Source organism: Pseudomonas sp. KSR10, assembly GCF_022355455.1.
GTDB classification, from domain to species: domain Bacteria; phylum Pseudomonadota; class Gammaproteobacteria; order Pseudomonadales; family Pseudomonadaceae; genus Stutzerimonas; species Stutzerimonas stutzeri_E.
The window spans coordinates 512,890-532,343 of record NZ_JAKOEN010000019.1; the positions used below are offsets into that span (position 1 = coordinate 512,890).

Annotated in this window: 9 protein-coding genes; all 9 read right to left on the reverse strand. The window is 57.2% G+C overall.

What is annotated here, in order from left to right; genetic code table 11:
• Positions 1–96: 96 nt before the first annotated feature.
• Complete coding sequence (gene pglZ / locus MCB86_RS11345) at positions 97–2,112, reverse strand: BREX-3 system phosphatase PglZ (protein WP_239610952.1); 2,016 nt, start codon at positions 2,110–2,112, stop codon at positions 97–99.
• Entirely contained in the window at positions 2,109–4,943 is a 2,835-nt protein-coding gene (locus tag MCB86_RS11350) for a helicase-related protein (protein WP_239610954.1), read from the reverse strand. The genes pglZ and MCB86_RS11350 overlap by 4 nt, the downstream gene beginning before the upstream one ends.
• Entirely contained in the window at positions 4,940–6,730 is a 1,791-nt protein-coding gene (locus MCB86_RS11355) for an RNA-binding domain-containing protein (RefSeq protein WP_239610956.1), read from the reverse strand. The genes MCB86_RS11350 and MCB86_RS11355 overlap by 4 nt, the downstream gene beginning before the upstream one ends.
• A gap of 22 nt (positions 6,731–6,752) precedes the next feature.
• A complete protein-coding gene (locus MCB86_RS11360) occupies positions 6,753–9,596 on the reverse strand; it encodes a DNA methyltransferase (protein WP_239610957.1) in 2,844 nt (947 codons plus the stop codon).
• A gap of 233 nt (positions 9,597–9,829) precedes the next feature.
• Positions 9,830–11,719: an ATP-binding protein gene (locus MCB86_RS11365; protein ID WP_239610959.1), complete on the reverse strand. Its 1,890-nt coding sequence runs from the start codon at positions 11,717–11,719 to the stop codon at positions 9,830–9,832.
• A gap of 60 nt (positions 11,720–11,779) precedes the next feature.
• On the reverse strand, positions 11,780–15,532 hold the full coding sequence (locus MCB86_RS11370) for a DUF6079 family protein (protein WP_239610961.1): 3,753 nt from the start codon (positions 15,530–15,532) through the stop codon (positions 11,780–11,782).
• Between the two features lie 39 nt (positions 15,533–15,571).
• Positions 15,572–16,045, reverse strand: coding sequence for a BREX-3 system P-loop-containing protein BrxF (brxF, locus tag MCB86_RS11375; RefSeq protein ID WP_239610963.1), 474 nt, complete (start codon positions 16,043–16,045; stop codon positions 15,572–15,574).
• A 4-nt stretch (positions 16,046–16,049) separates the two neighbouring features.
• On the reverse strand, positions 16,050–16,967 hold the full coding sequence (locus MCB86_RS11380) for a WYL domain-containing protein (RefSeq protein WP_029404809.1): 918 nt from the start codon (positions 16,965–16,967) through the stop codon (positions 16,050–16,052).
• Positions 16,968–17,195: 228 nt separating this feature from the next.
• Positions 17,196–19,451 carry a nuclease-related domain-containing protein gene (locus MCB86_RS11385; RefSeq protein ID WP_239610967.1) on the reverse strand — a complete coding sequence of 752 codons (2,256 nt, stop codon included), beginning with the start codon at positions 19,449–19,451 and terminating at the stop codon, positions 17,196–17,198.
• Between the last annotated feature and the right edge of the window lie 3 nt (positions 19,452–19,454).

A 19,454-nucleotide genomic window follows, 5' to 3' on the forward strand; every position in this document is an offset into this window, starting at 1 on the left:
CATCTAGCCCAGCCACGCCTGCACGAACATTCAGTGCCGCAGCCGCCCAATCAAGCTGAATGAACCGATCAAAGCCTATTTTTGGGGCTGATGAATTCATTCGGTACCAATCACATAACTGACTTTCACAAAGGGCACGATCAACTCTTCGACCGACACCCCGCCGTGGACCACTACCTGCTCGCCCTCGGGCACAAAGGCGGTTCGTCCGCCTGCGAATAGGGGCATGAAGTTCGCTGGCAGTCCAGCGATGTCCAACCTGACTGTGGTGGGATAGGCCGCAGCGGAATCGGCCAGCAATGGCTCACTCCGGTAGACCCGAACACGCTCTCCGCGCGTCTCGGCAATCGCGCCCTGGCTGGGCCTGCCGACGCCGGTGGACTCAACGTTGCCGTGGTCCGCCGTGAGATAGATGTGGTATCCCTTGTCCAGCAGCAGGGAGAACAGCCGGTCGACGAAACCGGTCGTCAGCCAGTTGCCGATCCACATCGCCACGTCCTTCTTGGAGCGCTCCTTGTGGAGCCGATCGTCCACCTCATCGATGACCAGGCCCACCACCTTCGGGCGCCGGTCGATCAGATCTGCTTCCAGTGCGTCGAGCTGACTGGTCTGTCGCAGCGCACGTCGGTACATCACTTCATTCGAGTTGACGCCTTCATTTTGCCAGAACGTCTTCCACAAAGATTCCTCCTTGTCCGTCCTATCGATGGAGTCTTCGAACTCACGCGGCTTCATGCCGGAGAACAGCGCCTGGCGGGACACGGATGTAACCGTGGGCAGCCAAGCAAACGCTGTTCCTTCATCAAACGCGAAGCGCTTAGTCGTAGAAATCAAGCACTCACGGATCTGCACCCACTGGTCGAAGGCCAACCCATCAAATACCAGTAGGGCTATTTTGGTTTCTCCAGCGGATCGCCGATGGCGCAAGTAGTGTGGAATGTGGTGCACCATTACAGGAGCCCTTGCTGGCGACTGAAGTATCAGGTCGGCGAAATGCTTGGCTCCTACCCAGGCCTGCAGTCGTTCATCCGACTGCACCTGCAGTGCCTTGATGCGGTCCTGAATCACCGACAGGTGTTCGCTGCTTTCCGTGCCTGGCAGACCATGCGTGCGGGCTAGGATCTCACCGTAACGCTTGGCGAACTCGCTCCAGTCCTTGTACGAGGAGGCCACCGTCGGAGTCGTCTCGAACAGGCCATCGATCCCCTTAAGCACCAGAGACTGCAATGCCGCAGGATCCTGAACGATGCCGGCCTTGATCCAACTCGGCATCCCCACCGGAACGCTGTGCACCGCCAACGGATGCAAGCTGCCGTCGAGGAACATGGAATCGACCAGCACCTGCACATCGGAGTGGTCGAACGGAATCTCGATCTTGGCGAGGTAGTCTGGCGGTGGCGGTTCACCCGTACGCGTGCCATCAAGCCCCAGGGTCGTCAGGTAGCGATACCACGCATCCTGTACCACGCGCAGCAGCGCGCTCTTGGATGCCAGCCATGTGGCGACGGGAAGGTCCGGGAACAGTCCCTTGCCCTGGATGATGTTTGCCGCGTGCTGGGCGAACAGGGGTGGCAACGAGCGGTTGGCGAAGTGCATTCGCAGCAGCTCGCGCCAGAAGTCGACCGGGTTTCGAATGGATCTCGGCGTCAGTTGGTAGACGTGCTCGAGAATGAAGTCCTTGGACTCGTTTTCGCCGCGCGCAGACTGCAATTCGGTCTGGTGGGCATGGAACAGCCCGGCAAAATGCTCCGGCTCCACTTGCTGTACCGCGCTGTATGCCAGCCTGGGGAAGAGCTCAGCAAGGCTCAATCGAACCACACGTCCGTGGTTCACGATGTCCCACGGCAATTCATTAGCGTCGGCGCTGCGCAGATGCAGAACCAGCGAAGGCGCTGGCCCTGCCTCACCGCGATCCCAGGCTGCGCGATAGCGTTCCTCGTATTCCGCCCGAAAGGCGAACGGGTCTTCGTACAGCATGACCTCGAAGCCCCGGCTGCGCAGTTCTGACAACAGCTTTTCGTCCAGCAGCACATCGTCGGGGTCGCACGCCACCCACAGCCGAGTGAGATCGGCCGTGAAGTGGCTGAGAATGCGTTCTGACCACTGGCTCATCCCACCTGTCCTCCGGGCATCACATCACCGGAGACGCGCACCATCATCACGGCATTCAAATCCGGCACGCTGGCCTCCATGTCGTCCAGGGCGGCCATGCGTGCATCGTGTTCTTGTTGCAGCCGCTTGCGCCGGTGCTCACGCACGGCGGGTAAGCCAATGCGCCCAATGGCCTGGCCTCGCGCCTCGAACGCATACAGCGCACGTTCGCGCTCTTCTTTCAGCCGGGCGCGGTGTTCGGTCAGCAGCTCGGTGAAGATCCGTTCACCCTGGGTGCTGGCAGCGGAATGCGATGCCTCGAACCACCTCGCCGACTCCTCGGCACCCGTCACGGCATGCACGTCTACGGTTTCAGTGAGCAGCAGATCCCAGACGCGTTTCGCTGTCGGTACGAAGGGGCGACCTTCCTCGTTGATGAACACTGGAAGGAAGCGCTTCCGACTCAAGCCTTCAGCCGCCAGACTGATCTCCCATAGCGACCAGATGCCGCGTACCGAATCCGGAAGACCGGTCACGCGGATCACCGGCAGCGGCTGGCCGGCGACAAAGCGTGGCAGCTCACTGATCACAGCACGGGCGCGTGGGTCTTCCATCGTGACCCATTCCAACTCCGGGTTCTCATCCGCCGTGCGGGCGTCAAAACAAGCCTGTGCCGACTCGCTGCCGTCCGCCCACTTCACGCGCCACGCCTTGCCAACCTTCGTTGCCGAGCCGCCGCGCGCAGCCAACCCGCTGGTGATGGCGCGCTCCAGCCAGAACTGCGCCGGGTGGTCGCGCCACTTGCGTGCATCGTCAGCGTCCAGATCGTGCTCTGTGGTGAGCAGATCGCTGTTCTTCTTTGAGTCCGCCAAGGTGGTTCGCAGCTGCGACACCACCGCGTCGCACTCCTGTTCGATGGCATCCGGGTTCTGCAGACCATGCACGAACAGCTCGTCGAAGATCGGGTCGGCCTCGACCGAATCCATCACGTCGGCCGCCTTGTCGACGCCAAACTCCTGCGCGATGACCTCGAGCTTTGCCTCTAACACCTGGCGCACTCGATGTTCCACGGTGTCTTCGAGCACAAAGTTGATGGCGCGAACCACGTGCTTCTGTCCGATGCGGTCCACCCGGCCAATGCGCTGCTCGATCCGCATCGGGTTCCACGGCATGTCGAAGTTGACGATGACATGGCAGAACTGCAGGTTCAGGCCTTCACCACCGGCATCGGTCGAAATCAGCACGCGCACATCCTTGGAGAACACCTGTTGTGCCTGCGTGCGCGCTTCCAGGTCCATGCTGCCGTTGAGCGTCGCCACCGAGAAACCCCGGCTCTCCAGGTAGTCGGCCAGCATCGCTTGCGTCGGCACGAACTCGGTGAAAATCAGCACCTTGAGCGCCGGATCGCCTTCCTCTTGCTGCAGCTTGTAGATCAGCTCCAGCAGTGCCTCGGCCTTGGCGTCGGTGCCTGCGGCCTCGGTTTCCCGCGCCAGCTCCAGCAACATCTCGACTTCGGACTTCTCCAGCTCCCAGCCACTGGACTGCATGGCCAGATCCACCTGGGACTGGCCATCGAGATCGGCCCACTCGTCCTGGCTGGTGTTCTCAAAGAGATTCGCTTGGGGCTGTGGCGCATCAAGCAGGGCCTGGCGCTTCTCCAGCGTGGTGCGGATGGCCGCCGTACTGGACGTCACTAGCCGCTGCATCAGTATCATCAAGAAGCCGATGTGACGCTGCTTGGCTGCCATCGCCTGGTTGTAGCCGTGGCGAACGTAGTCGGTCACTGCCTCATACAAACGCTGCTGCAAGCCATGCCGCGCCTGCCATGCGACCGCCTGTAGCCGAGTTACGCGTGGTTTGAACAGTGGCTGGCCTTCGGCATTGATCGACAGTCGCTTCTCTGTGCGGATCACGAATGGCCGCACCCGGTCGCGGCTAACACTGCTTTCATCCGGAAATGCTTCCCGGTCCAACAACTGCATTAAGCGCATGAACTGGTCGGTCTTGCCCTGGTGTGGCGTGGCCGACAGCAGCAATAGATAGGGCGATGCTTCTGCCAACGCCGCGCCCAGCTTGTAGCGGGCAACCTGTTCGGTGCTGCCCCCCATACGGTGGGCCTCGTCGATAATAACCAAATCCCATGACGCGGCGATCAAGTCCTCGAAACGCTCGCGATTGTAGGTTTGCAGTTGCTCCAAGCTCCAGCCGCGACGACTCTCCATGGGTTTGACCGAGTCAAGCGAACAGATCACTTGGTCGTGCATGCGCCATAGGTTCTCTTCTTCGCCGACGCCATCGTTGCGCCACTGACGAAAGGCAGCCAACTCGGACGGCTCGATAAACTGTAACTTCTCACCGAAGTGCAGGCGCATTTCGGCCTGCCATTGGCGCACCAGCCCCTTGGGTGCCACCACCAGGATTCGCTTCACCCGGCCACGCAGTTTCAGCTCGCGCAGCACCAATCCGGCCTCGATGGTCTTACCGAGGCCGACCTCATCGGCCAACAGGTAGCGGATGCGATCACGGCTTACCGCGCGGTTCAGCGCGTAGAGCTGATGCGGCAGCGGCACAACGCTAGATTGGATCGGTGCCAGTAGCAGGTTGTCCTCCAGCGCATCCAGCAGCTTGGCCGCCGCTGTGGTGTGCAGGATCTGCTCCACACTCGGGCGAACGCTTTCCAGCGAGGCCAGGTCCACCGCCCGAGCGCGCACCACCGCGTCCTTGGCGGGCAGCCATACGCGATAGGCGACTTCGCCCCAAACGTCCTGCCGCTCGATTACGCGGCAGGGGGATACCTGCCGGGTGAACCAGCACCAGTCGCCGATGGTGAAGTTATGCCCGGATTGAGTCATTCGCCGATCTCTTCGCGCATTGCTCTACCTTGATCAGTCAGCCGATAGCGCTGTTTACTGCTGCTGGGCTTGTCCGGAATGGTCATTGCAACTAGCTCCAATGCCAGTAATGGCAACAGCACCACCTCACGAAACTTACTTCGATTGCTACGCCCAACCCACTGCATCAAGGTGGCGATATCGTGCTCTTCGGCCATTTGCGCTAGCACAATGCGTTGCTCTGCACTGAGCTCACACTTGGTCCCGACTTGATCCCGACCTGGTCCCGACTTAGTCCCGGCTTGGTCTATCGGTTGTGCTTCCACCTCACGAGCAAAGCGCTGCCGAATCGTCTCTCGCACCTGAAACTGCGTGTCGCTGAGTTGATCAAACAGTTGCTGGCGCACTAGATGGTCGGCTACCAACCGGGCTTGCTGGGTGGTTCTGATTCCGAGGCTGCGGATAGCAGTGAGGGTCAGGGGCTCGCCCTCCGGCAGCGACAGTGCCAGGGCTAACGCATCTGCCTGTTCAGGCGTCAAGTTGGTACCCAGGGTTTGACGGAAGCGGAGCATGCCATCGGTGACCAACGGCTTGTTGATCAGCACCAATTCAAATTCCTTGCGGGCCTTGTCGTTCTTCAACTGCGGTGGGGTGCGCCCTAATTCATGCCAGTTGCGGAAGATAGCGCGAATACCGGTACCTGCCTGGTCCGACAAACCAATACGGCGAAAGGCCTTCACGATGGCAGGGTTGCGCACTTCCTTTTCGGTGGGATCCAGCAGCTCCGCTTCTGTGGCGAAGGCATCACCCGGGTTCCAGAACACCGTGCGATCGGTGAACAGTTTTATAGATGCCTTGCGGCCGTGGTCGCCGTAATCCTGGTGGACCAACAGGTTAATGGCGGCCTCCCGAAAGGCCACGTAATCCGGCGGATCATCATTGCGGCGCAACGTCGCCGGGTCGAGTGAGAACGGATGCTCAGCAATACGCATATAGCGCGCCACCAGCCCCTGCCAGGTCTGAAAAATATTCTCTTCAAATACGTAGCGATCATGCCAGCGCTCGTCCGTAGACCATTGATCAGATGGCCTATCAATGCGCTGATAGTCCAGCACCGGTCGGGGCAGAATCTGGCGCACATAGCGGCCGATGCCAAACAACAAAATCCCCGCGCGGGTCGGTAAAACCTGGCCATCCCGCTCAATAAGGAAATTCCAGTTCAGCAAAAACTCGATCGGATCGGTAATCTCGACATGCTCGGGGTTGCGCCTTGCAAACTGAGCCTGATACCACTTGACCGTTGTCTCATCAAAGCACTGATCCACCGGAATGTCGGACAGGGCGATGCCGTCGTAACGATCCTGCGCCGCATCGCGCAGAAATCGCTCCAGTTCACTTTGGGTAAATTGTTCGTCGCCCGCGCCGCGCCGAAGATAACTCTGGCGCGGATCGCCCTTGAGGTAGGCCGGCTTCTCCGAGCGTGACGACTCCGGCACGTGGAAGGCAAACACATGCCTGCCATCGATCTCAAAGCGGTGTGCTTCCACAGCGATCACTCGGTTGAGCTTCTGCCCGCCGCGCAACACCGCCAGAAAATCATTCTGAACTTTGTCAGGCTCCTCGACACCGGTTACTTCCAACTGACCATTAACTTCGCTGACACCAAATACCAACCAGCCACCCGCCGTATTGGCAAAGGCCGACACGGTTTTGTAGGCATCCTCCGGCACGCCGCGCTGAGCACGTTTGCACTCAAAGTCATTCCATTCGATGCCATTTAACCGTGCCAGCAGTTCGTCCTGAGTCATGCTTTCGCTCCAATCAAGCGCATCAAACCCCGTCCTCGGTACGCGTCAGCGCGAGGTCATAGAGGGTGAGCAGCTTCTCGTCCTCTTGAAGCGCCGCGTCGGGCACTTTGGCTGCAATGTCGATGATCATTTGGTAGTCCTTATTGCCCCATGCTGCTCTGAAGCCAGCACGCAACGCTTCCAGACGGAACTCCTTCAGACGACGACCCGTGAACGCTCGGTAGTGGTCAAACTCCTTGAGCAGCGCCCTCTCGCGCTTCTTCTCCAGATCCTGCGCCTTGTTTGGGTCGGGCACGTACCAGCGATCCTTGGCCTTGGCGACAAGGGCCGAGCTGTTCTTCTCCAAACCACGCAGATCCTTGTGGTTGGTCGACAGATAGCTGTGAATCTGGCTCGGAACCTCACCAGTACCGTCGTACTGAATGAAGTTGTCTTCAAGCAAGGCGGCAAGTTCCGGTTTTGATTCGTGTTTCTTCCAGCCAGCCCCGAGCTGGCTGATGAAATCAGTGTGGACTTCTTGGTAGGTGGAAGGCCGACGCCTTAAGAAATCGGTCAACCAATCAATCGCGCTGCGCTCATCGGAAACGAACATCTCCATCTGTGGAGCAATGGCAACCTGCATACGCTTCTTGTCGTACTCAGCCACTTGGTCTGGAAGAAAAACCATCCCGTCACGCTCTATAAATCTTTGAGCCAGGCCAGCCTGAAACTCATGTGTAGACATTGGTACAGGCACGTTGTGCCGGACAAACCAAGCCACCATGCGGTCGAAAATTATCCGAGGATCGCGCTCGGCAATGAACTCCAGCTCGCCACCTTTGACTTTTACTCGAGGTAGATAACCAAGGTGGGTTCGAACGAAATCCCATACAGAATCCTCCGTACCACCCGCGCTAACAAATCGGTCCTCTAGCCCACCGTTCGGCTTGTATGCCGAAATTACCAGATCCTGCTTTACTGCCGTTGTTGTCGTTACTGCTTTGAAGCTTCCCTGCTTTTTATCAAGGGCCGAAACATTTGCGACGACGAAGCCAGCCTCTTGGATAGCAGTCTGGATTGCGTTCCACACACTTGCCTGAGTGTTCGAGAACTCAACGGTTATCCACCGCCCCGGCTTCAAAACACGATGCATTTCTTTGAAGGTTTCCGCCATAAGCATTCGATACTTATCAATCGACTTCCCTTGCGTCTTGCTCTCAACAGCCTCGCTGTCAACTTTCGTAGAAACCGCCAGCCAACACTCCCAAAGATGATTGAGATCTGAATACTGAATATTTGCTCCGAAAGGTGGATCGACGAATATGTAATCGACAGAGTTTGAAGGCAAAGACAGCTTGCTCGCCGAGCCAGTAGTAGTGAATGCGCCACCCGCCAGCGGATGCGAAGCCTTAAGACGAGCCTGTTTGTCGATATGCTCCTTCAACAGCTTTGTGACTGGTATTTCTTTAATTAGGGATGGGATGTATAGGGTACCGCTCATCGGCCCTCCCCCTGCACCAAAACTCCCACCTTGCGAACGAAAGCGATAGAGCTTAGAGGCAACCAGAGCGGTGGATGTCAGATTGACAGCTCGGAAAACTTTCCCATGGCTTTGGCGAAAGACACCGAGCCCAAGAAGGTTTCGGCGAGTAAAGAACTGATGGGTGTGAGTTATTCCAGCCTCGTCGTTTCTTCGCGCTTCATCACCCTCTGGCATTCGTGAAGCTGGGACCCAGACATTGGGATCGATCTCATCAATCTTCTTCAATAGAGCAAAGTCAAACTGATCAGGTGATTTCCCGTATTTGCTACGGCCAACCTTATAGCTAATGTGGACAGGAACCTGTTTGGCCTGTCTTACAGAAAAATTAAGCAGCTGGTCATACTTCGTTTCCCAGGCGCGGTCTAATGAGCGCTTTGCAGTAGATGCGCCACAGTGCGGGCAACTGAACGGCTCGGACACCTGACCTGATTCTTTTTCAACAGCCGCATCCCAGAACACAATCTCACCGACACAACCCCGACAAATGAAAACATCAGACCAGACCACATAGTTAATTCTCCCGACTGGAGCTTTCAGCGTAGATATTGAGCCGCCCTCTTTGTCTAACTCCGCTATGGCGTCATTGATATCTTTCTCAGAGGGCTTGTGTAGCGTCTGAAACATCCATCCAATGCTTTTTTCGACGGAATTAAGCGCGGCGACTGCCTCAACCTCGAACGACGATGCATCAATAGGGCTGTTGTAGTTGTAAGCAATGAATGTAGCCGCAGGAGACAGATCATTTAAGACCGGGCGGCGCCCCCCCATCTTAGAGAAGGGTACCCAGGAATCTTTGCCTTCGACTGTTTCGAGAGAACTGATTGTTCCGTCAGCATCTACTCGATAGCCTAATGACTGCACTTCTGATTTGTCAGCGCAGAGCTGCGAGGCAATTCCAGTCATGCCTGTGCCACAGAAGCTATCTAGAACGATATCTCCCGGATTGGTGTAATGCAGCAGATATCGCATGACCGCCTTGTGTGGCACTTTCGTGTGGTAGCTGTGTGCAAGATAAACAGGATCATTTTTCCCCTCGCTCACATCCGCAACGAAGGGCTCTTTACTGTAAGGCGATGATGAATCGTATAACTTCCCGTACTGCCCCGCGAAATCCTCCAGAAAAGGATTCGGGCAAGCCGTGTAGTAAGGTGGATCAGATAACATCAGGATGTCCTCGTCCGATCCGACAGGAAAACCTTCAATCTTCCGAAACGCAGGATCTTTGAGCTTCTCGGCAAGTAACTGAAGGTAGTGCTCGCGACGAGCCTCATCGCTCGGGAACGTTTGCCCGAGGCACTCAACGGGGCCGGACTTGGTCACCTGATTCTGGAAAAGATCACTCATAATTCTTCCTTGTTTAACTCCCGTTAACTGCAACCCGTTGGTGCAGTGTCGGATATGCATAGTGGTCTGAGGCATCGCGACTGTCGGCAATTCGAGCATCAACAAATGCCTGTCAATGTGGATGGGACGCAGTCAGAAGATCCGAGTAGTGTCGAATAACCGTTTCGATTCTGGGTCACGCACGGCAAGCGCCAACAAATCGATGTCTGTCAGGCCTTGAGCCACGAAGGTGCTCATAACGGCTCCACCTTCGAGCCAGCAGTCTGTTGTTCGGCGTATTTCTTCATGCCGTCGCGCAGAATCTCAAGAAACGTGTGGTTCCGACATTCCGCATCCGCCACGATCGCATCAAAAGACACTACAAATGTTGGCGTGGGAATGATTCGTCCATCGGGGTGTGGGGTTTCGAACTCCTGATAGAAGACTTTGCCCTTCGAGAAAAAAGGCGTCCATTTGAATTGCCGCAACCGAAAGGCAGTCGCTTCATTGATATCCATGATTGCGTAGTACCAAACCCGTTGAATATTCGGGCAGTGCGCCACCAGCTTTCCGGCTCTATCGAGTAGTTGGTTGACTGCATAAAAATTATCTTTTTCTTCGTCAGTCTTCTTTTTTATTTCAACCACCACCACATCGACCGGCGCTGCGTCACTCGGGTCGGCCGAGAAGATCATGGCAATATCCGGCCTGCCGGTATCGCCCACACTTTCATCATCCAGGCGTATGGCGTTGATCACGGCGTCCATACTCTTCTCGCTCAGAATTGTGCGGAACACCATGAATTTGTCGTCCAGCAACCAGGCGTTGTTCTGGTAAATCTCGGAAGACATTGTGTTTTGGGAGAATTCCTTGAACCGTGGAACGATAAGGTTATGTATTTCGGCCTCAGCGTTATCGGCCGTCATTTCTTTCATCTTGCTGATGATCTTGTCGCGATACAGAATGTACTCTGTCAAAGTTCGAGAAGACAGTTCCAGCGATTTTTCATACGCAGCTTCGCTCAACTTTTCACACTGAAGAATTTCTTTTTGAACCCGAAAGAATCGTTGTTGAGCGATTGCCAAAGCATCGTCCCGGTCAATCAGGCCGACGGTATCGTTCTCGAAAAACCCGAGCAAATGCGGAAACTGTTCTTCGAATTTTTCTTTTATTTTTTCGTTTCTTTCAGTGATCTGCGGAATTTTTTCTGCCAGAACTTTGCCAAGCTCACGGCGCAGCACACGAAAAAGACGCGCTTCTTGAATGCCCTCTGGCAACACCAGCTTCTGCCGCGAGCTATCGGCATTTGAGTGAAAGATTTCCGACTCGAATAGAAATACACATAGATAACCCGCCGGAAATGATGCCGGATGTATCAGGTTGGCCGGAATCGTTCGTCCATCGATACTGAACGCGGTAAGCGAACTGCCTCTCCCCGCTACCAATTCGATGTGGTAATACATGTCAATAGCTGAAATCGCGTCCAATGAATCATCTTGGATTGTGATTTTTGTCATCGAAGGCAAGTCATCGGGGGTGATGACTGTTTCATGAGGGAAAAACTCTTTCTGTGCGTTGCTTTCGTTGGTCTTCAGATTAATAGAAATCTTGAATGCCGTGCCTTCGCGCTTGCGCGCATCCAGCGTCGGCAAGAACTGCTCAATCAAAAGTGGCTTTAGTGCATCCGGTTTCAGATCGTCATAAGACTTGACGCGATCTTTGGCGAAACCATTGAACGCCAATGCCGTCTTGGCCGCCTGTTGATCTGTCAGGGCTTCGAGCGGCGCGTTGCCATCAAAACCATCTTTGAAGATAAAGTTTCTACGCCATTTATCGCGAGTGCTGGTAACCTCGACCCGACTGAAGTAGTTGAGGAATACCAGACGACCGATGCCTTTATGGAACTTATCTCTAGGCCTCAGCAGCTTCCTGAAACGCTCAAAATTTTCCTCTGTGAATCCATCTCCATTGTCTGAAACTGTGATTTTCAATGTGTCCGGCTTGTCGAACGCCTGTACATCAATATCAATGGATACCTCGGTCGCACCCGCATCCAACGCATTGGCAAGTGCTTCGAAATAAACCAGTGTCAATGACGGATTGGGGAAAAACAGCCTGATAGCCCCAGAGGTTTCAATGTCCATAATTACACCGCCACTGCCTTATATAGATGAAAGATAATCAGTGCGTCTCTAGTCACGGCATTACTCAATCACAAATCGCAGCTTGCTTGAATCCTTGCCCTTGCAGCGCTCGTTCATGAAGATGTCAAAGCGCTTGCGCAGATCGTCCGGCGTGGCTGGTGAGCCGCCCTGCAGCAGCGCTTGCTTGATCTCGTCGCCTTTGACCGCGATCTTCTCCAGCCCCGACAACGCCTCTTGCACGGCGTTGGCGAACTCGCTGGTCATCGGTTCCGGCAGCTTGCGTGAGGCCAGGAAGGCGTCGATCAGATTCTTGGGCGCGGGCGGCAACAGGCCCAGGCTGTCCTGTGTGAACGGGTCTTCCAGGTTCTCCAGAAGGGTTTGCTGCCAGTTGGCCACCAACTGATCCAGGTCATCGTCCAGCTTGTGCAGGCGGTTGGCCGCCGGGATCAGCTCCAACTGCTCGGCAGACGGGCGGAACTGGCAGTGCGGGCAGACGGCGGCCGTGACCAGCGTCGGCTCATCCAGCGAGGAACAGCTCTTCAAGCCGTTGAGTGACTCCTCGAAGGCAGCGAGTTGGCTGGTGGGCATCAGCGACACGCCGGCCAACACGCGCAGCGCCAGCAGGCGGTCGTCCTTGCGCAGGGCGTTGCGGGTCTTGTCTTCGGCCACGCCGAGCCGCGCCTTGCTGTGGCTGGCGATGTAGGCGGGGATGTAGTCCTTCTTGAGCTGGTTGAGCGTTTGCCGGCCATTACCCAAAATCAGGGCGGCGTGCTCGGCGGTGCGGTCCTGGCTGATTTTTTCGAAGATGTCCTTGCGGGCAGTCTCGGCCTGTTTCACCCACGGGTGCTCGGCGGGCAACACCATCTCGGCCTGCGAGAGGTAGGACGCCGTGCTGCCCAGCTCAACCACCAGCTCAAGCAGACGCTCGACGGCGGCCAGGATCTCCAGATTCTTCTTCTGGGCGTCCAGGTCTTCCTGTGTGACGCGCAGGTTTTTGAGCTTGCCGACGGTGTTGTAAGGCGACAGCGACTCGGTGAACTTCTTCAGCGAATCCAGCCGGGTGTGCCAGTCTTTGGCTTCTTCTTCGCGCAGCAGGTTCTGACCCCAGAAACCGAGCTTGCCTTGCTGCAGGTCGGAACCGGCCTTGAGCACACGCGGCACCAGCGCACTGACTTTCTCCTGCAGCTTGATGACCGGCTCGGTATCACCCTGGCTGGCCTTCTGGGCCAGGCCGGACGGCAGGTCGAACAACTCGAACAAGGCACGCAGCACCGCGAGGTTGATCTCCTTGGGCGCCTCGACGTGCTTAAACTGCTTGAGTTCCTCCAGCGAGCGTTCTGCCAGTTGCGCCAGCTTGCCGGAGTCGATCTTGTCGCCGGTGATCGACAGCACGATGTCGCCGGAGTAGACGAGGCCGCCCAGCACGGTGACCAACAGGTCGGGCTCCAGCCGGTACTTTATCGGCGCGAAATACTCAACGTCAGACGTGCCCGACAGCAGTTCGTTGCGGTTGAGCACTTGGCCGTGGCCCTTGGCCTTGAGCCGATTCAGCACTTCCTGCGCATAGCGGGAGTTGACCGGATCGACGCGGTCGCCATCGAGCAACTCCAGCGCATCGAGCACGGCGAGCGCATCCTTGGTGCGAGTACCACCGGCCAGTGCGCGCAGCGCATTGCCGATCAGTTGCTTGCGGTTGGCCTCGGTGACCAGCACCGAGAAGGTAGGGTATTCCGGCGAGAGATCGACGAAACGCTGGCCCAGCACCAGACCCGAGATGACGTTCACCACGTCGCGGAAGTTGATGCGTTCGTCCGCGCCAAGCCGCGCCCGGTCGCGCAGCGACACGCCTTTGGCCCACTCCTGCAGGTTCTTTTTCTTGCCCTGATAAGTGACCTCGAAGGCGGTCATCTGCTTTTCCTGCAGCCACTTGCTCATGGCGCGCAGGAAGTCTTGCGCCTTGGAGAGGTAGATGGCCTTGGCGCCGCCACTGGCGGTGGAGGCCAGATCGAGCGCCGCCGCGTAGGACGACAGGTGCCGCTTGAGATCGTCGTCAAGCCCGGTGAGGCGGAAGAACACCTCGTCCGACAGGTTGTTGTCGGCGAACTTCGGCTTGTCGAAGGGCTGGATGAAGTAGACGTAGAAGTCGCGCTCGGGCTGGGCTGTGGGGCGATCGTTCGGCGCCCCGAAAAACAGGTAGCCCATGCGTTCGACGCGGCGCTCCTGCCATTCGAGCTGGTACTGCCAGATCTGAAAGCCGGGGTAACGAAGATCGTCGCTGCACTCCATCAGTGCCTTGACGGCGCTGTAGTAGGCGCGGTCGAGCGCGTCGTCGGACAGGGCTTCGGCGCGCTTTTCGATCTGGGCGTCGTAGTCGATGTCCTTCTTGAGGTCGAGGTAGTACTGCTCGGTGTCCGGCGCCTTGGAGATGAACTGGCCGTTGACGGTCTTCAGCACTTCCCGCATGACGGTCTGGACCATCGATAGCAGGTTCTCGGCTGGATCGCCGGGCATGTCCTCCACGCCCGGCTGGAACAGACACAAGGCGTCGCGCAGCTCGGCAGCCGTGGGGCCGATGGGAATGTGAATGTCCCCACCCGTGGTCAGACGGTGCACGGCCAGCGCGTTGATGACGCGCAGCGCCATTGCCTTGTAGGCCGGGCGCGTGAAGGCTTGCTGCACGCGGGACTCCAGCACTTCGGACACGCGCATCACTTCCTTGATGTTCGGGTCAGCGCGCAGGACCGAGTTAGCCTTGATGGTGTTCCAGAAGCTCTCGTAGCTGATGAACAGCGGCTTGTCGGCGGGCACGTCCTGGTCGAGGATGGCCAGCATGGCGGACTCGATGGTCTTGAGCGCGCCGCGCTTCTCGGTGAAGTGGATCTGCTCGAAGGTCTTCAGGTAGTCCGGGTGAACCGGGAACAACCGCACGTACTCGTCCATGCGCTCGTTCATGGAGCCGTAGAACTTGGCGAACGGCGTGAGGTATTCGCGGATCTTGTTCTGCTGGTCGGCCGTTTTCTTAAGCAGGCGCGCGGAGACGACGAAGCTGACGTCCTGGCGGTCGATCAGGATCTGGGTGAAGCGCTCGTTGACCCGCCGCATGCTGTCGGCCACGTGCTGGAAGCGCACGCTGTCGAAGATGGCTTCCTGCACACCGGCCACGAAGCGGAACTTCAGGTGCTTGGTGACTTCGCCGATCTGCCGCAGGATGGCCAGGTCCTGCACCAGCTCGTGGTCGCGGCGGGACTGCAGGTACTCCAGGAACTCGTCGACAACCAGCAGCACACCGTGGTCCGGGAATTTCTCCGCGAACGCGGCCATCATCTCCTCGAAGGAGTCCTTGTTGTTGAGCTCCTTGTCGGCGGTCGGGAAGGTGTAGTCGACGCCGATCTTTTCGAGGAAACGCTCAAGCTGCAGGGTGATGATCTGGCGCAGCGGCATCTGCAGCCCACCCACCTCGATGCGCAGCACCTTGAAGCGGCCAGCGATCGGGGCAACCGCCTCGGCGACCTTGGGGTGGCGGATCATCGGGGCGTAGGCCGCATCCTCGGCCACCAGCGACAGCACCGACATCAAGTGCGACTTACCGGTGCCGTAGTTGCCGACGATCAGCACGCCCTTGTGATCGACCGAGTCGTCAAAACTGAGCTGGGGAACCATGAGCTTGGAGATCCGCTCGGCCATGTCGTCGGAGATGACGTAGGTCGCGACGAGCTTCTTGGCCTCGTCCGGGCGTCCCGCATCGAGCAACTGAATGACTGACTCGATCTGCTCGAACTGGATCAGATCTCCGTATTTCATGTTCTTGGCCATATGGTTCTCTCTTCCCTGCTCTCTATTTTCAAATTCAGGTCAAATTTCAAGTACAACCGCACCGTCGCGGCTGTAGTCACGATGTTCTGGATGGCTCATGTCGGCGTATACCAAGCGATCACCGCGCAGCTCGCCAGGCCAGACGGCCACGACGCGCTCGGAATGAGCCAGTCGCCTGACCAGGTCAAGCGGGTTGATCTGCAGGCTCGGTTCGAACAGCAACTCGAGGTTGTCGAGCAACAGCGGGTCTTCAGTTCGTTCCCCGAATTGTTCAAGCAGAGCGATCTCCCGCAGCAGCTCTCCCGCCGAAAAGCCGCGTTTATTGACAGGCGTGGCGGCCAACCGGCGCCCCAGCTCCAAACCAACGTTGAGCGGTTCGATGCTGAGCTGAGCGCCGAGCTGGCGGAGCAGTTGGGTTTTGCCACTGCGGCGGGGACCGACCAGCAGGATCAACTTGCTGTTGAGGTCGCCGATTTCGCCGATGAGTCGTTCGAGTTTTGCAAGCATGCTCATCCCATCAGTCCGCCTCGGCTTCAAGCCGTTGTTGATCAGGGGACCGGTAGCCCGGCGCCAGCACGGCATTGCGCACGCCGTAGATGGCCAGGTGGTCCTTCAGCCACAACCGATACTCGTGCCCGCGCAAGCTGTGGTCGGGCGTACAGTCCACACTCCATTGGCGAAGGATGTAGCCGGCGGTGGCTGCCCGCAGCTTCATCCGCAGCACGCCACCCTGCATGCTGTAGTCCATCTCGGTGATCTCCGGTCGGGGTTGATCCGGGTGCGGCACCAACTCCAGCTCGACGATCCGGGTCCACTGAATGTCTTGATCGCTCATCTCGTGGGGCGCCACTGGCTGGCCCTTGAGCACCACCGGGCGCTTGATCCGGGTGATGACGAAATCCCGGAACTCCTGGGACTTCCGGTCGAACGCGCGGACGTGCCAGCGCAGGCCTGTATCGATCAAGGCGAAAGGCACGATCTCGCGTTTCGATTTACCACTGGAAATCGAGTAGTACTCGACTGCCATGGGGCAGCCCTGATGGATGGCGCGGGTCACACTCGCAAGCACATCCAAATCGGGATTCGTCAGCCGGGAAGGAGTTTCACTGGGTACCCAAGTTTTGAACTTCAGCGGTTCGCCATCACCGAAGGCCTGTGTCAGCCACGACATGACTCTTTCGGCCGGGTAATCGAACAGCGAACGGAAATCCGCGCCTAGGACATAGGTCTTGCCCTTAGAGTCATAGTCGATGTTACCGGGGGCTAGCTCCCTGTACAGCGCAAGATCACGGGTCGCTGCAGCAGACTGAATGGCAAAACGCTCCACTAAATCCTGCCGCCGAATCTCACCAACGAAGCGCACTCGAAGCTCGATAAAAGCCAGGCGATCACGCTGTGGCTGAGCGAGCTCTGCAAGAGAGTTTATGAGCGTCATATGAGTTAGAGGCACTTGATCTGTGTGTTAGAACGGATCTTATTGCACGCCTTAGGCGCACGTCCATATTTGTATTTTACAAATATAGTGGTACTCATTTTGATTAGTTAATTTTCCGTGCAGCAGGGAATGCAGGTCACGCCATGATCGTGACGATTCGGTATCGTCCAGCTACTGCGCCTAGGATCTTGGCTGCGTCCTGCTGATGGCATTTGCCAATAGATGCCATCAAAGCATGCCCTGCCAAATCTCGTTGCGTTCAATGATCTGAACAAACGCTTGCGGGCTGAACCCATCAGGATACAGCGACGCAGGCTCTTCCTCTTCGTCCTGATCAAACGCTCTCAGGTAGTGCTGTTCATCGCGCAAGGTCACCTCAATGACTTCGCGCGACACGACACGAAAGCCATCAACAACCTCACCATCAAGCTCAATCGACGTGTCGACAATCCAGGCATTTAGGGCTGAAATCGATTCGTGCTCACTGAGCCCAAGTCGAGAGCGCAAGCCTGAGTCAGCCTGAAAGGCCTGGAGTACGGCCGGCTGTTTACGCTCCAATTGCCTGGCAGCTTTGCGCAGGGTATTCGTCCGGTGCAGCCAGATTTCGTGCGGTGTTGAGCGGATAAATCCGGACTTGACCTCTAGCAAGAGCACCACGCCGTCCAGGTATGCCAGCAGATCTATCTCACCGGCGTCAGGCTCTTCACTGCAGAGCGGCTGATAGCCAACAACCACACGGAACCCCCTCTGCCTGAGCGCCTCGGCGAGCTCGTGCTCCACACGCTCGGTTTCGCCGCGCAGCTCAGGCCGACGCTGCTCGACACGACGCAGGTTATTCACCGCAGCCGTCAAACTGTTCTGCCGGCCGGCAACCCAGGGAAACTGAAAGCTGTAGCGGCCGATCTTATAAAATGGCCGTTCGTACAGTCTTGGCGTTGGCATGTTTGGCGTCTGCTTGAGCTGCGCAGACAGCGCCTGCAGATCACTGGTCCAAAACTGCAAAATCGCCTTGGCTGCATCAGCATCACCTGCAGGATGCTCATCACTGACCGTCCATGCGCGGATCCGCCGAACTTTAGCTGGCAACTCTGACCAGGTCATGGGAAAACGATTCTCTCCCTGCAGCAACCCCTCAAAGGCCAAACGCCCGAGTGCTGCTAAAGGGTCCCCCAGGTCATCTAGGTAGCGCTGATAAGGCTGCAGGTATGCCTGTTCGAAAAAAGCCCTGGTCAGCTCGCTGGCGAGCATGGCGTGATGCAGCGAAACTTCAGCGCCATCGTTAAGCCTGACGCGCTCACCTAACCCGAAGACAACTTGTAAGTAGAGCTGGCTACGAACGGACTTTATATAAGCGAGCTGATTGGCCTCATGGTTTTCAGGGCTGCCCATGATCTTCCCCGCCATACCTGAAGCAGCAAACACCTCAACTGCACGGCGCATCCAGTAACACCAGAACAACTGGCTTTTGCGTTCGGTACGCTGCCAACGCTGTGTGCCCTCATCGGTCTTATTGAAGATGACTGACTGTCCAGGCCTGAGTTGGTAATCACACTCACTGTCGTAGCAGAACCAGTCGATGGATCCTTCGTAGTCGATGCGCTCACGCATCGCAGCGACCAATACAGCCAACGTTTCCAAATGAGCTACACATTCAGCTCCCCCGCCAGACTGAGGGAAGAGCATTGGCGATAGGTGCCGTTTCAGCGAGCGCCCGAGTATCTCCTCGGATAGTCGAAAATCAGACTCGGTGCAGACTTTAAGCTTGCGCAGAACGATCCGTTCGTAGACGCCCCAATCCTTGCCAGCAGGATCATCATCTACCTCGCCCAGACGGCCATAGGCCAACACACTGAGATAGGAGAGCAGCTCAAGCAGGGAGAGCGACTTCAGCTGATTTTCAGCCTGAGCAATTGCTTCATCAAAAGGTTCGAGTTGCTGCAGAAGGCGATCACAGACGCCAAAGAATTCTTCCCACGCATCGCCGCTCAGCGTCTCCCGAAGATGCTTCCAAAGCGGTGATCCGCTGCGGGTAAAGAGCTTCGAATAACGAATGGCCCAGCGCAATACATCTGGATGATGAACGGCCAAATGCTCCAGCAGCTCCTTGCTGATCACATCATCGAAATGCAGAGCGCGCGCCAACGCCTGGCTTGCAACCTGAGCCCCCTCAAGGTTGACGGGCTCAAACCAGAAACTAGCAGCAACCAATCCGGCCGCTCGATTGCGTGCGGTGTATTTTCCTTGCGGACGCTGATCCAGAAAATCATGCAGGCACTCGTCGAGCGCCATGCCTGGGGCGAATTGATTCAGATAACCAGTAAAGCGAGTCTGGTAATACTCCTGGCATCGCAGATCCTGGTTCTGCACAACTGATAACCCTTCACCGAATAATGCCGTGATCATACGGGATTGATGTGACCCTATCTTCTTGCGCGCCAGCTCACCGGCTATGATCCGACCGAGCGATGCAAAAGCGTGGAGCATGGA

Bases quoted from the DNA above. Each gene is read 5' to 3' on its own strand.
- pglZ (WP_239610952.1), bottom strand. From the start codon at position 2,112: ATGAGCCAGTGGTCAGAACGCATTCTCAGCCACTTCACGGCCGATCTC.
- MCB86_RS11350 (WP_239610954.1), bottom strand. From the start codon at position 4,943: ATGACTCAATCCGGGCATAACTTCACCATCGGCGACTGGTGCTGGTTC.
- MCB86_RS11355 (WP_239610956.1), bottom strand. From the start codon at position 6,730: ATGACTCAGGACGAACTGCTGGCACGGTTAAATGGCATCGAATGGAAT.
- MCB86_RS11360 (WP_239610957.1), bottom strand. From the start codon at position 9,596: ATGAGTGATCTTTTCCAGAATCAGGTGACCAAGTCCGGCCCCGTTGAG.
- MCB86_RS11365 (WP_239610959.1), bottom strand. From the start codon at position 11,719: ATGGACATTGAAACCTCTGGGGCTATCAGGCTGTTTTTCCCCAATCCG.
- MCB86_RS11370 (WP_239610961.1), bottom strand. From the start codon at position 15,532: ATGGCCAAGAACATGAAATACGGAGATCTGATCCAGTTCGAGCAGATC.
- brxF (WP_239610963.1), bottom strand. From the start codon at position 16,045: ATGAGCATGCTTGCAAAACTCGAACGACTCATCGGCGAAATCGGCGAC.
- MCB86_RS11380 (WP_029404809.1), bottom strand. From the start codon at position 16,967: ATGACGCTCATAAACTCTCTTGCAGAGCTCGCTCAGCCACAGCGTGAT.
- MCB86_RS11385 (WP_239610967.1), bottom strand. From the start codon at position 19,451: ATGCTCCACGCTTTTGCATCGCTCGGTCGGATCATAGCCGGTGAGCTG.